The following is a 13904-nucleotide window of genomic DNA, read 5'->3' as shown; positions in this document are numbered from 1 at the left end:
AGTCGATCGTGGGTTCAGTCTACCTACTATAGCGTTGAGCCGCCCATTACTCAACTACATTTAGTGTCTCAGTAAGCGTCTTTAGAAGACTAAACGCTAAGAATAGTGAACAAACCAAATTGTATTGATTCCCGAGTATTTTTAATACTTATGTACTATATTAACAGATATTTCTCTCATTGTAAGGGCATTAATTTTGTCCCAATTTCGCAAAAAATAAGGAGCCACCCGATTGGTGACTCCAGCAATCATTAAACGATGAATAGCAATCTGCTTAAGCAGGAACAACCTGAATTTCAATTGAGGCGGTCAGTTCGGGGTGAAGTTTGATCACAGCCTCATAGGAGCCTAATTTGTGCACCTCGGGCAGGGTGATACTGCGGCGATCGACCTCTTGCTTGGTCGCAGACAGAATCGCATCTGCCACTTCTTGAGTCGTCACCGTGCCAAAGATGGCCTCGTTTTCACCCACCTGCTTGGCAATGCTGAGCGTCTTCACCGCTTCGATCGCTTTCTTGACCGCTTCTGCCTGTTGTTTTAGTTCAGCCAACCGTTGCCGCTCTAATTCGCGCCGGCGCTCCACCTGCTTCAAAATTCCGGGGGTGCTATGCACCGCCAACCCTTGAGGAATCAAGTAATTGCGGGCATAGCCAGGAGCGACATCGACCACATCCCCAGCCCGACCTAACTTGCTCACATCTTTATTGAGAACCAATTGCACGCGCTTCGCCATAGTCTTCGCCGTTAGTTTAAGTAAACGTTTATCAGGCTGAATTACCACCTTTATGAGGCAGAATTCGTGTAAATCGGGATCAACGGGTGGCAATCCAAACCGATGGGCAGTACTGGACTCGAACCAGTGACATCCTGCTTGTAAGGCAGGCGCTCTACCAACTGAGCTAACCGCCCGTTTCGCCCCCTTAGGCACAAGAAGTTATTATAACAGAAGTCTTGTGCTACTGCTAGGATTCTTTCAAGAGTTTTTGCCAAAAATTTCGCTTAACCGACCCTATCTGACCATGCCCTCCGGCCAAACCCATGACAGCATTACCCTCTGGAGCTTGCCTGTAGTGGCAGGATTGACCTTCGAGCGCACCCGCAGCACTAGCCTCACCTTAATGGTGTCCGGCGGCTTCCTATTTGGTGGGCTAATGTTTGGGCCAGATTTAGACACTTACTCCCGGCAATTTAAACGGTGGGGCATTCTGCGCTGGATTTGGCTCCCCTATCGTCGCAGTATGCGGCATCGTTCCGTTCTCTCCCACGGGCCGATCGTCGGGACGATCGTGCGATTGGTTTACCTGTTCAGTTGGTTGGCGGTCGGAGTCGGTTTGATTACTCTGGTGAGCGCGATCGCCTATGGGGTCGCAGGGGAAATTGACCAGTGGACACGCTTGGCGCAACAGTACTGGACGCTGGGACGGGAGGTAATGGGGCGATCGCTCCTCCGCTATGGCCCAGAACTATTTGCCCTGATGCTGGGGCTGGAGTTAGGAGCGATGAGCCATTCCTTAAGCGATTGGATAAGCTCCTGGTACAAGCAACAGTTCCGGCAGAGCAAGAAATCATCACCATCTCGCCGCCGCACTTCCCGCTCTGCTAAACCTAAATCCGTACCATCGTCTGCATCTCATCCTGTGCCAAGAGTTGAATTGCCAATTTTACCGCCTATGCAAAGGGGAGAAGCAAATAGAGAATAATTGTTGAGCAATCACAAAATTCCTCGTATCCCCCTAGAGGGGATGTTAAGCTGAGAAAGACGTTGGACTTTCAGTTAAAGACGTTGGACTCTCAGTTGAGGAATTAAATGTGGTTGCCACTCCTGAAAAAATCCGCCAACCGGCTGATGCATCTACCTCTCATGACAAAATAGCTGTCCTATTGATGGGCTATGGCGAGGTGGAAGGCTACGAAGACTTTGCTAATTACAACGAGCAGGCCTTAAATCTTCTCACGGCTAAGTTTGCTCCTGTTCCCACCTGGGTTTATCCTCCCCTGGCTAAGTTGCTAGCCATCTTTGATCTACATGAATGGGGCCATCAACACGGTAACTTTATTTCTCCCCATAACGCCATTTTTGAACGGCAGCGACAGGGCATTGAACAGCATTTGCAGCAACGCTGGGGCGATCGCGTCAAGGTCTTCAAAGCGTTTAACTTCTGTGCCCCGTTTCTCCCCGAACAGGTGCTGACGCAAATCAAGGAAGAAGGATTTGACAAGTTACTGATCTATCCCCTGTTAGTCGTCGATTCCATCTTTACCAGTGGCATTGCTGTAGAGCAGGTCAACAAAGCGTTGGAGAGACTGACGGATGCAGGCGAACACTGGATTAAGGGAGTGCGCTACATTCCCTCCTTCTTCAATCAATCCGCCTACATTAATCTGATGGCCCGGTTAGTGGAAGACAAAATCAACACTGAACTGGCAAATGCCTATCTGCCCTCCCAAATTGGCATTGTGTTGATGAACCACGGTTGTCCTCACAAGGCGAAAGGCTTCACCTCCGGGATTGATGAAAGTCAGAAGTTGTACGACTTGGTGCGCGATCGCCTGATTCACAAATATCCCCTGATCTCCGTTGGCTGGCTGAATCACCAAACCCCGTTGATTGAGTGGACACAACCGAATGCTGAACTGGCCGCTAAAAACCTGATTGAGTTGGGAGCAACCGCGATCGTCTTTATGCCGATCGGTTTTGCCACTGAGAACCATGAAACCCTATTGGATGTGGAGCACATTATCGAAGGGTTACGCCGTAAGCACTCCCACGTCACTTATGTGCAGATGGAGTGTGTCAACGACAATCCTGAGTTTCTACAAATGGCAGCAGAGTGGGCCGATGCTCAGATTGAAGCCTTACTATCTGAGCAAGCTCTGGCCGTAGATCCTGGTCTGCCTCATACCCATAGCAACCACAACGGCTATCACCACCATCACCACCACGATGGACATCACCACCATCACTAAGCCTTTAAGCACCTCAAAGTCTGGAAAAGGTGCTGCTCTCGAAAGTGACTCCCTAACAGGTAGTATGGCAAATGTATCACTTATACGGAGACAGCCGCTGCTGGCATTCTCCCTAGTAGCTGTCTGCTAATGCTGGAAATGCCTACACCCATGCTAGGGGTGGAAGTAGTAAGGGAACGATCGCCCCTATTAACCTCCCAAATAGAGCATAAACACAAATAGGGCATAAACAATAAACATTTTTTTACAACCCCTCCTAGTGGGCTACATCTGAGAGCGGTATTATGCTGCAGGGAAATTTTAGTAGAGACACGGTTCATCGCGTCTCTACCACATTCCTATTGAGCTAGACCTGGGCCAGTTGCAAGACAGCACCCAACCCCGTGCCGATATCTTGGGGAGATAGCTTGCCATCATGGTCATGATCGAGAGCATCAAACACAGCATCCGAGCCCAGCCACTCTTCGCGGGTAATGAAACCATCGCCATCCAGATCGTAGGCGTGAAAGATGTCAGCCGTTGCATGGTTGAGGTTTTCGCCTGCTTCCAGCCGAGCCAGTCGAGTGGCCAGCAGTTGCTCCAGAGTTTCCAGGGCCTTGGTGAAACCTTTAATGCCTTCATCCAATTTTTCAGAAGCCATCCGGTTTTCAGCATGCATTCTGTCAAAAGTCGCTTTGTCCATTGGAATTTTCTCAATGTCCATCGAGGCAGCTTTGGCGGGATCCAGTTTGCGTGGCAAATCCCCTTCTGTTGAATCCAGCTCGGTCAGTAGTTTAGGAGAAATAGTCAACAGATCACATCCGGCCAACTCGGTAATCTCGCCAATGTTGCGGAAGCTGGCTCCCATGACTTCAGTTTTATAACCAAATTTTTTGTAGTAGTTGTAGATGTTGGTTACAGACTGCACACCGGGATCTTCCGCGCTGGAATACTCCTTACCCGTTTCCTTCACATACCAGTCGAGAATCCGGCCCACAAAAGGAGAAATCAGGGTGACCCCAGCTTCCGCACAGGCGATCGCCTGATGGGTGCCAAACAACAACGTCAAGTTACAGTGAATTCCTTCTTTCTCCAGCACTTCAGCAGCTTTAATTCCTTCCCAAGTGGAAGCAATTTTGATCAAAATTCGTTCCCGCTCGATGCCAGCCTTTTCATATTCCGAAATCAGATAGCGGGCTTTGGCGATCGTGCCTTCTGTGTCATAAGAGAGCCGCGCATCCACTTCGGTAGACACCCGTTGGGGAATAATCGCCAGAATTTTTTTACCAAAGGAAATGGCAAGGCGATCGAAGGCCAGGGTCAGTACATCTTGAGTACTCGCTCCTGAGCCAGCATCTTTTTTGGCTTGCAGCAGGGTATCATCCACAATCTCTTGATACTCCGGCATTTGAGCGGCTGCAGTAATCAGAGAGGGGTTGGTGGTCGCATCTCGTGGTTTGAATTTTTCGATTGATTGAATGTCACCCGTATCGGCCACAATAATAGTCATCTCACGCAGTTGCTCAAGTAAGGTTTTGGCCATATTGAAGAGTTCTCCAGAAAATGTGGGTCAGAAGGACAGAATCAGTTCCGTTTCCGGGTTGGAGAGGGAGGTTGGCAGGGAGAGGTCTGCCGAACTAACGTTAAAGAACTAATGACGAATGACAAAGGATGAATGACCAATGACTTTCCTTACTACAAAATCCCTTCTTTTTTCGCCATGTACTCAATCATGTCCACCACACGAGTAGAGTAGCCCCATTCGTTGTCATACCAGGATACGACTTTGAAAAAGTTAGAGTTGAGTTCAATTCCAGCCTTGGCATCAAAAATGCTGGAGCGAGGATCACTACGGAAATCCATCGACACCACTTCTTCTTCGGTGTAACCCAGAATGCCTTTGAGATCCCCTTCCGCTGCTGCTTTCATGGCCGCACAGATGTCTTTGTAAGAGGTGGACTTCTCTGTCTTAAAGGTCAGGTCAACCACAGAGACATCGGGAGTACCAACCCGGAAAGCCATTCCAGTGAGTTTTCCTTTCAGGGCAGGCAGTACCAGGGCAACGGCTTTAGCGGCTCCGGTAGAAGAGGGGATGATATTTTGGGATGCCCCCCGACCACCACGCCAGTCTTTTTTACTGGGGCCGTCTACTGTAGGCTGAGTTGCGGTCATCGCATGTACCGTAGTCATCAAACCTTCTGCCAATCCAAAGTTATCCTGCAAGACCTTGGCAACGGGAGCCAGACAATTGGTGGTACAACTGGCATTAGAAAGAATCACATCCTTGGCAGGATCGTACTGCTCCTCATTTACGCCCATCACAAAAGTGCGAACTTTGTCGGGATCTTTGGTAGGAGCAGAAATGATCACTCGTTTGGCTCCTCCCTTAATGTGGTTCTCTGCCCCGGCATAGTCTGTAAACCGTCCCGTGGATTCCACTACATAATCGGCTCCCAGCGTGCCCCAGGGTAACTGACTGGGATCTTTTTCTGCGAGGCAGGGAATCGGTTTGCCATTGATGACAATGCTATTGTCCTGAACTTCAACTGTGCCTTTGAAGGGGCCGTGGGTAGAGTCGTATTTGAACAGGTAAGCCAGGTTATCGGCTGGAACCAGATCATTGATCCCGACAATTTCCACATCGGGATAATCCATCGCGATGCGAACTACCAGTCGTCCAATGCGGCCAAAGCCATTAATGCCAACTTTAACAGTCATTATTGAACTCCTTTGTTGAGAGAGTATGGAAGAAGCTGGGGGAGGGGGGGAAGGGAAGAGGGTTAGTAGATCCCTTCCCTACCTTCCTTATCTCTCCAACTCCCCCATCTAGCCGATACTATGTAATCACCGTCGGTTTATCCATGCCCGTGTAATGGCGGATGTGAGCCAGGTTTTCAGCGATCGCAATCAGTTCGCCAAGCGCCTGTTGGGTATCTTGATGTTGCTTTTGCGGGTTGGGTTCAAAACTCTCGAAGTAGACGCGGAGGGTTGCCCCCTGGGTACCTGTGCCAGAGAGCCGCAGGACAATCCGGGAGCCATCGGTAAAGCCAATGCGGATTCCCTGATTGCGGCTGATGCTGCCATCGATCGGATCTTCATAGGCAAAGTCATCGCTGTACTCGACCTGATAGGAACCGTAGGATTTACCTTTCAGGGTCGGCAGTAGGGATTGTAGACGATCGACCAGTTCTTGAGCACGATCGCTAGCCACACCTTCGTAATCATGACGGGAGTAATAATTGCGTCCGTAGGTTTGCCAGTGCTCCTGCACAATCTCCTGTACAGACTGTTGCCGCACTGCCAGAATATTCAGCCAGAAGAGAACCGCCCACAGGCCATCTTTTTCTCGGACATGATTGGAACCTGTGCCAAAGCTTTCCTCCCCACAGAGGGTAGCTTTGCCTGCATCTAGCAAATTACCAAAGAACTTCCAGCCTGTGGGGGTTTCATAGCAGGCCACACCCAATTTTTCGGCCACTCGATCGGCAGCCTGACTGGTGGGCATGGAACGGGCAATGCCAGCGATCCCGCCTTTGTAGCCGGGAACTAAGGTGGCATTGGCGGCCAGAATGGCGAGGCTATCGCTGGGCGTGACAAAGAAGTGGCGACCCAGGATCATATTGCGATCGCCGTCTCCATCGGAAGCTGCGCCAAAATCGGGAGCATTGCTGCCAAACAGGATTTCCACCAGGTCATGGGCATACACCAGATTGGGATCGGGGTGGCCACCGCCAAAATCTTCCAGCGGCGTACCATTCATCACGGTTCCGGCAGGGGCACCCAGCCGTTGTTCAAACAGGGCGTGGGCATAGGGGCCAGTCACGGCATGCATCGAGTCCACGCACATCCGGAATTTGCCAGAGGTAAGCAGTTCCCGGATGCGATCGAAGTCAAACAAGGATTCCATCAGTGCCTGATAATCGGTCACGGAATCGATCACTTCCACGGTCATGTCGCCCAATTTGGATTCGCCCAAGGTGTCAATATCCACATCCGGAGCATCCAGAATTTTGTACTGATCAATCTCCTTACTGCGAGCAAAAATAGCTTCCGTGACTTTTTCGGGAGCGGGACCACCGTTCGCCGTATTGAATTTGACTCCAAAGTCACCTTCTGGGCCGCCGGGATTATGGCTGGCCGACAGGATGATCCCGCCATCGGTCTGGTATTTGCGAATCACACAGGAGGTAGCCGGAGTCGATAGGATCCCGTGCTGTCCTACCTTGACACGGGCGATCCCATTCGCCGCCGCCATTTTCAGGATGATCTGGATAGCAGGACGGTTGTAATAGCGGCCATCCCCTCCCAGAACCAGCGTCTTTCCAGCAGCAGGATTCAGAGTGTCATAAATGGATTGGACGAAATTTTCCAGGTAATGGGGTTTTTGAAAGACCGGGACAGATTTTCGCAGGCCAGAAGTACCGGGCTTCTGGTCAGTAAAGGGAGTTGTGGAAACGGTACGAATGGTCATGCAGATTAACTCTAACTTGTTTGCTACTGGTAGCCGTTATTAGTTTAAGCAGTTAGGGATACAGTCAGACTGGCAGGTTTGCCACGATCGCCCTGCAACACAATGCCCCGATCATTGGCCTCCAGGTGCCGCAGAATTTTATACATAATTTCAATTTGCTGCGTGGCTCCCACCTTGGTCGCCAGGTCAGTCAGACTCATGGATTGACCCGATTTTTCTAAGGTGTCTACCACTCGATTTTGTAATTCCAGTACGGAAGCAGCGGCCTTCTTCCCAGCTTCAACCCCCGGTTGATGATAGGCATTGATGTTAATTAACGAGGCGTACAGCCCAACGGCCCGTTCATAGAGGGCAATCAGCGCACCCACATGACGGGGGGCAACTTCGGGAATCGTGATTGTGATCGAGTCCCGGTGATTTTCATAAAGTGCCTGCCGCGTGCCCTGCAATAGGCCCGACAGATAATCTCCAGAGGTGATTCCTGGTTCTACGGCGATCGATGGGCCTTCCCGATCTCGTAAGACCTCAATAAAGGTGACGAAGAAGTTGGGTACACCTTCCCGCAGTTGTTGAACGTAAGCGTGCTGATCAGTGGAGCCTTTGTTGCCGTAGACCGCGATCCCCTGATTGACGACCTTACCATCCAGGTCAGTTTCCTTGCCCAAAGACTCCATTACCAGTTGTTGCAGGTAACGGCTAAACAGCAGCAAACTGTCCTTATACGGCAGGATCACCATGTCCTTTTCGCCCTTGCCATTTCCGGCATAGTACCAGGCAAGAGCCAGGAGTGCTGCCGGATTGTGCCTGAGATCAGGAACACGGGTTGCCTGATCCATTTCTTTCGCCCCCTTCAGCATCGCATGAATATCAATTCCTTGCAGTGCGGCAGCTAACAGTCCCACGGCAGACAGTTCTGAAGTACGACCGCCGACCCAATCAAACATCGGAAATACGTCTAGCCAGCCTTCAGACTGACTCACCTGATCCATCTTGCTGCCTTTCATGGTGATGGCCACCGCATGTCTGGCAAAGTCTAATCCCTGCTGCTCGTAGGCGTGCTTTACTTCCAGCATGCCGTTGCGAGTTTCAGGGGTACCGCCGGATTTACTGATGACAATGACTAAGGTGCTGTTCAGGCGATCGCTCAACTGCGCCAAAATGCGATCGATGCCTGCCGGATCCGTATTGTCAATAAAGTGAATCTGCAGGGGCGGATGAATGGGAGCCAGTGCCTCAGCTACAAATTCCGGCCCTAATGCGGAACCACCGATGCCAATGGACAGAATATCGGTAAATTTGGGGGCACCGGGAGGAGCGATCGCGCCGCTATGCACCTGCTGGACAAAGGTTTCGATCTGCTTCAAGCTATCAGTGATTTCCTGCTTGGCCTGAGCCGGAGCCAGATCCGGATCTCGTAACCAGTAGTGACCCACCATGCGACCCTCATCGGGATTCGCGATCGCTCCAGCTTCCAATTCCTTCATGTCTCTGAAGGCTTTCTCAAACTTCGGCGTTAAGCGGTCAACCAGCGAATCTTCAAACCTCATCCGGCTCACATCCAGATACAATCCCAATTCCTCGTGGTAGTAGAGCCAATCTTCATATCGTTTCCAGAGTGCTTGTGAATCCATAACTGTTATCCGTGGTTGCAACCGTTTTTACCGTACAAGGTTCTTGGCCTAGAGTACTGAAACCACACAATAATTTCACCTGACCGCGGAGGAAGTGTTGAGTTTTAAGTTTTGCATGATGAGTTAAACTCAGGCCAACTACCCCAATCCTCAATTCCTACATCTGCGCCGCACACAACGCCGATCCCAAAAGACCCACCTGGGGATTCAAGACGATATGTACGGGAATGGCTGCAATGGCTGCACTGACTCGTCCTTTGGCTCGAAATGCATCCATAAATAGTCCCCGCTGCATCAGAGCTAAATTCTTGGCAGCAATCCCGCCTGCAATGAAAAGGCCGCCGTAGGGCAAAAATTTCAGAGCCATGTTTCCAGCTTCAGATCCGTAAGCACTGATGAAGATATCCATTGTCTCCATACAGAGATAATCTGTCTGTTCAGTCGCATGTTGAGAAATGACCGCGGCCAGATCCACCGTTTTCTGTTCTTTGCCCATCTCCGATTGCCAGATCTTGTAAATTTGCGACACTTCAGGTGACTCTTTTATCCCTCGATCGCGCAAAAACTGGTAAATTCCCACAATCCCCATACCCGAAACCACTCGTTCCACCGAAACCCGGGTTAAACCCAGGCGCTCCTTCAAATAGCGTAAGAGTTGATATTCCAGTTCCGATCGGGGGGCAAAATCGACATGACCGCCTTCCGTGGCAAATACCCGAAAGCCTCCCTGATGGGGAATCACATATCCCTGCCCTAAGCCTGTTCCCGCTCCCAGGATGGCGATCGCACCCTGAGGATCAGGTTCTCCCGCCTGTAGGGTGTGCAGTTCCTTACGGGGCAGAGCCATCACTCCATACCCAATTGCCGCAAAGTCGTTGATTAATCGGATTTTCAGGATTTTTAACTCTCGCTGTAGATCCTCGGCCTCTAATTGCCACCCCAAGTTCGTCAACCTGGAAACGTCTTCAATCACAGGGCCAGCGATACCAAAACACGCCCGCTCTGGAACGGGAGCCTCTCCTAGAACTGTGCTTGCATCCTGCATGAAGCAATGCACCATTGGTATCAGATGGGGAAAGTCCTGGCTGGGATAGGTGCATTCGTGGAGCGTAGTTAAGGTCGGTAGGGCAGAGGCGATCGATGATTCGGCCTTTACGAGCCGCAAGATGGTTTTAGTGCCGCCAATATCACCTGCTAACAAAATTGTCATAATCCACCTTCCATTTAGCTCTGCCTCTGCAGGGGCGAAGGGCCGTCCGCCCCTGCAACAATCAATGCTCAGCCATGATTCTTAGGATGACGCAACCTTTTTAGGCGGTTGCACTTCATGACTTAAGGGCAGCCCCTGCTCAAATTCGGTGATATTTTCCAAGGTGGTTGCGGCAATGGTGGTAAATGCCTCGCGGGTAAAAAATCCCTGATGCGCTGTAATCACGACATTGGGAAAGGATTGTAACAGTTGAAACATATCGTCCTGAATCACCGTATCCGACAGATCCTCAAAGAACAGGCTTTCCTCTTCCTCATACACATCTGCTCCAAAATAGCCGATTGTGCCTGCCTTGATCCCGTCAATCACCGCACTGGTATCCACCAGCGCACCCCGACCGGTGTTAATCAGCATGACTCCTGGCTTCATCTGACTGATAGATTCAGCGTTAATCAAATAATGGGTGGATGGTAAAAGTGGACAATGCAGGGAAATGATATCGGCAGCCGCAAATAACTCTGGTAACTCGACATACCGCATCCCCAGATCCAGGCACGTGGGATTCTGCCGCACGTCGTACCCCAGCAGTTGGCTACCAAATCCTTGCATAATTTGGGCAAAACACTGACCGATTTTACCGGTACCGATTACGCCAACGGTCTTGCCATGAATGTCAAATCCCATCAGTCCCTGTAAGGAAAAGTTATCTTCTCGCACCCGGTTATATGCCTTGTACAGCTTGCGGTTCAGCATTAGAATCAACCCAACAGCGTGTTCTGCTACGGAATAGGGGGAATAATCCGTCACGCGCACTACTTTGATTTTCAGATCTGCTGCCGCCTGCAAGTCCACATTATTGAATCCGGTAGATCGTAGAGCCACGAGGCGCACTCCGCTGGCTGCCAAAATCTCTAAAACGAGTCGATCAACAGCGTCATTGACGAATACACAAACAGCCTCACACCCATTGGCGATCGGCGCTGAGTGTGCTTGCAATCGTGCTTCATGGTAAATCAATTCGTGACCATGAGCCGCATTCGCCGCCTCTAAAAATTGGCGATCGTAGGGTCGGGTACTGAAAACAGCAACTCTCATCTGTGCAAGCATCTCCTAATTTGAGTCGTGGTTTGCATTCCTCGCTGGGTAACACCGATAAGTGTTGACTCCAGCCCCCTTTGCTTTGAGAAGCCGTTTTACGTCCTCGTCCTGAATTGTATCTCCTTAATCAGAGGATTTGCTTAAGCTTTGATTAACTCTCACTAGACTTCTTGCAAATTAGAAATATCAGCGGATAGGGTAAATTCAGGAACCAGACCCCGCCCACCAGGCTGGTGAGGGCGATTGTTCCCACCTTCAAACGGTTCCAGAAGGGAGAAGGCGGGTGGTTAGCGCGGGCGGCTTGCTGTAAAACGGATGGGCTGAAGTTAGGAAACGGGTCATTCACTTTAACGAAGCAGCAAAGAGGCGGATTGCAGAAGGCCAATGATAAAGCCCAGAATGCCACCTAGATTGACGATCGCCTGTAATTCGCTTTTTACAATTCCATTGATCGCCGCTTCTAGATCAGCCGGAGAGGTGGCTTTGACGCGATCGATGATCACTTGATCAATACTCAGGATCGGGATCACCTGTGCCACAATCTTTTCCAGATCCTGCTCCAGATAGCGCTCCAGAATGAGGGCCAATTCCAGGCTCACCGTTTCCAGAGACTCATTCATGACTGCGGAGTTTCGCAAGCGGCTTAATAGGACACTGGCTAAATTTTCCCAATCTACGGATTTGCCAAATTCTTGCAAAAACTCGGCTCCCTGCGCCTGAATATAGGTTCGTACGGTATCCCGTAGGGTTTTACGCAGTTGACGCACCGTGGACACGGGCAGGTTTTGCAGAGAGAGGTTGTGCAACCATTCCCGCAATCGCGCCCGCACGTTCAGCGAAACCATCAATTCTGTGATCTGCTCGTTGCAAACTTCCCGTTCGTCCAGGCAAAAGGTACGCAGACGAGTCAGGGCATTGCGAGTGCCAAACAGGTTAGCAATCACCCAATAGGTGCCACTGGTTTTTTCCCGAAAGCCTTCGTCAATCGTTTGAATATTGCGATCGGTAAGAAAGTCAATCAACGTCTGGCGAATGGTATCGGGCGGCAGAACCACTTCCAGGAGCCAGTCGGCTAGCTTCGTGGCCTGCTCATCCGTCAATTGAAACTCCAGTAAGATCTGGTCAAAAATCTGATTCAGTTGGGTTTCTAAAAAATCTTCGCGACGGGCCAAAACTTTCAATAACCGGGGTAAAGATTGCCCTAGTAAATCCTGCAAGATATTACCGACAACCTTCGCAGTCCGCTTTTGTTTATCTTCCTGGACTTGATCTAGCGCCAGTTTTAACAGCCACAGCAACGCCCCCTGAACTCGTTCCGTTTGCAGCAGGCGACGGGCTAGATTTTGTAATTCCTCTGGTGTCAGCAACGATCCCATGATCGTGTCTGAGATGCGCTTAGCTAACCGTTCTTGGTTCCGGGGAATGAGACCGGGTGTAAACGGCAGGCGACGATCGCCAATGTAGTAGGGCTTATAGGGACGAAACAACATCCGGATGGCAATGTCGTTCGTAAAATACCCGATTATGCCACCAACCACAGGCGGTGCGATGAATAGCCAGAGAGTTGAGAGTTCCAAGGGAGGGACGAGAGAAGTTATGAGTTTTAAGGTTTGAGTTAAAGTTTTGAGTTTTGAGTTAATAGTATGAGGCCGATGAGCCACGTAAAACTGAGAACTTAAAACTCAAAACTTACCTGGTTAAGACTAACACTCCCATCGTACCGCCCGCGATAGGGTAATGGGTGACGGCGGAAAACCCTACCTGTTGGGCGAGGGTGATTTGTTGCGATCGCGTAGGGAACCGATCTAGGCTGGGGGCAATGTAGGCATATTCTTTGGTTAAACCAAACTGTTTGGCGGTTGGCACGACGATTGTACCTAGATACCACTGCTGGAAGGCTCGGACTTGTGGGCTATCGGGGTGGTTGAAGTCCAAAATGGCCGCTTTGCTTCCTGGCTTGAGTATCCGATGGATTTCTTGCAGAGCACGGGGGATATCGGTGACGTTGCGCAGGCCGTAGCCCATTGTGGCCGCATCAAAGAATTGCTCAGGAAAAGGTAGGTTGAGGGCATCCCCTTCGATCCAGGTAATCGGCAATTCGGTGAACCGATTTTGCATACGCTGGCGGGCGATCGCTAATTGTTCTGGGGAAAAATCAACTCCGTAGACGTGGCCCGTTTTGCCCACCTGTTCTGCCAGGAGTTGGGCTAAATCCCCGCTGCCACAACACACATCCAGGCAGGTATCTCCTGGGTTAGCTGCACTCCACTTTACCGCCATGCGTTTCCAGATGCGATGTTGCCCCAAGCTGAGCCAGTTGTTGAGCTGGTCATAAACCGGAGCAATGCGATCGAACAAGGCGCGAACGGAATCAGATGTAACGGGATCAGTAATCATAGATTTGGAGAGGGAGTATTGACTTTCCTGATCGGCTTTTACTACAGTACCTAATTGCGGGATCAGTAATCATAGATTTGGAAAGAAAGTATTGACACTCCCCGCTCTAAAGAGACGGGGATTTTTGGCGAGTCCATAGCCGAACCCTCAA

12 protein-coding genes and 1 tRNA gene are annotated in these 13904 nt (G+C 50.5%); 2 read left to right on the top strand and 11 right to left on the bottom strand.

The features are described from left to right. Positions 1 to 274: 274 nt before the first annotated feature. Both rplI and ACUVQO_RS10925 read right to left on the bottom strand, forming a co-directional pair. The gene (gene rplI / locus ACUVQO_RS10930; protein ID WP_445925909.1) at positions 275 to 733 is read right to left on the bottom strand and encodes a 50S ribosomal protein L9; all 459 of its coding nucleotides are present in this window, start codon (positions 731 to 733) and stop codon (positions 275 to 277) included. Positions 734 to 836: 103 nt separating this feature from the next. Then, positions 837 to 909, bottom strand: a tRNA-Val gene (locus ACUVQO_RS10925). 110 nt (positions 910 to 1019) lie between these two features. Here ACUVQO_RS10925 and ACUVQO_RS10920 point away from each other — a divergent pair. Together ACUVQO_RS10920 and ACUVQO_RS10915 are read left to right on the top strand one after the other, a co-directional pair. Beyond that, the gene (locus tag ACUVQO_RS10920; RefSeq protein ID WP_445925908.1) at positions 1020 to 1700 is read left to right on the top strand and encodes a metal-binding protein; all 681 of its coding nucleotides are present in this window, start codon (positions 1020 to 1022) and stop codon (positions 1698 to 1700) included. 109 nt (positions 1701 to 1809) lie between these two features. Then, complete coding sequence (locus tag ACUVQO_RS10915; RefSeq protein ID WP_445925907.1) at positions 1810 to 2967, top strand: ferrochelatase; 1158 nt, start codon at positions 1810 to 1812, stop codon at positions 2965 to 2967. A 346-nt stretch (positions 2968 to 3313) separates the two neighbouring features. Here ACUVQO_RS10915 and ACUVQO_RS10910 read toward each other — a convergent pair whose 3' ends face one another. From ACUVQO_RS10910 to ubiE, 9 genes are all read right to left on the bottom strand, one after another. Continuing rightward, positions 3314 to 4489, bottom strand: a complete 1176-nt coding sequence (locus tag ACUVQO_RS10910) for a transaldolase (protein ID WP_445925906.1) — start codon at positions 4487 to 4489, stop codon at positions 3314 to 3316. A 152-nt stretch (positions 4490 to 4641) separates the two neighbouring features. After that, entirely contained in the window at positions 4642 to 5664 is a 1023-nt protein-coding gene (gene gap, locus ACUVQO_RS10905) for a type I glyceraldehyde-3-phosphate dehydrogenase (protein ID WP_445925905.1), read from the bottom strand. 118 nt (positions 5665 to 5782) lie between these two features. Then, complete coding sequence (locus tag ACUVQO_RS10900) at positions 5783 to 7417, bottom strand: alpha-D-glucose phosphate-specific phosphoglucomutase (RefSeq protein WP_445925904.1); 1635 nt, start codon at positions 7415 to 7417, stop codon at positions 5783 to 5785. Between the two features lie 44 nt (positions 7418 to 7461). Further along, entirely contained in the window at positions 7462 to 9048 is a 1587-nt protein-coding gene (locus tag ACUVQO_RS10895; RefSeq protein ID WP_445925903.1) for a glucose-6-phosphate isomerase, read from the bottom strand. 157 nt (positions 9049 to 9205) lie between these two features. Beyond that, a complete protein-coding gene (locus tag ACUVQO_RS10890) occupies positions 9206 to 10258 on the bottom strand; it encodes a glucokinase (RefSeq protein WP_445925902.1) in 1053 nt (350 codons plus the stop codon). 81 nt (positions 10259 to 10339) lie between these two features. Then, the gene (locus ACUVQO_RS10885; protein WP_445925901.1) at positions 10340 to 11353 is read right to left on the bottom strand and encodes a 2-hydroxyacid dehydrogenase; all 1014 of its coding nucleotides are present in this window, start codon (positions 11351 to 11353) and stop codon (positions 10340 to 10342) included. Positions 11354 to 11507: 154 nt separating this feature from the next. Further along, complete coding sequence (locus ACUVQO_RS10880; RefSeq protein WP_445925900.1) at positions 11508 to 11702, bottom strand: hypothetical protein; 195 nt, start codon at positions 11700 to 11702, stop codon at positions 11508 to 11510. 1 nt (position 11703) lies between these two features. After that, positions 11704 to 12933, bottom strand: a complete 1230-nt coding sequence (locus ACUVQO_RS10875) for a DUF445 domain-containing protein (protein WP_445925899.1) — start codon at positions 12931 to 12933, stop codon at positions 11704 to 11706. 112 nt (positions 12934 to 13045) lie between these two features. Continuing rightward, the gene (ubiE, locus tag ACUVQO_RS10870; RefSeq protein ID WP_445925898.1) at positions 13046 to 13753 is read right to left on the bottom strand and encodes a bifunctional demethylmenaquinone methyltransferase/2-methoxy-6-polyprenyl-1,4-benzoquinol methylase UbiE; all 708 of its coding nucleotides are present in this window, start codon (positions 13751 to 13753) and stop codon (positions 13046 to 13048) included. Positions 13754 to 13904: the final 151 nt, after the last annotated feature.

It is taken from the genome of Leptodesmis sp., from assembly GCF_052746595.1.
This window is presented reverse-complemented; position numbering and strand designations above follow the sequence as displayed.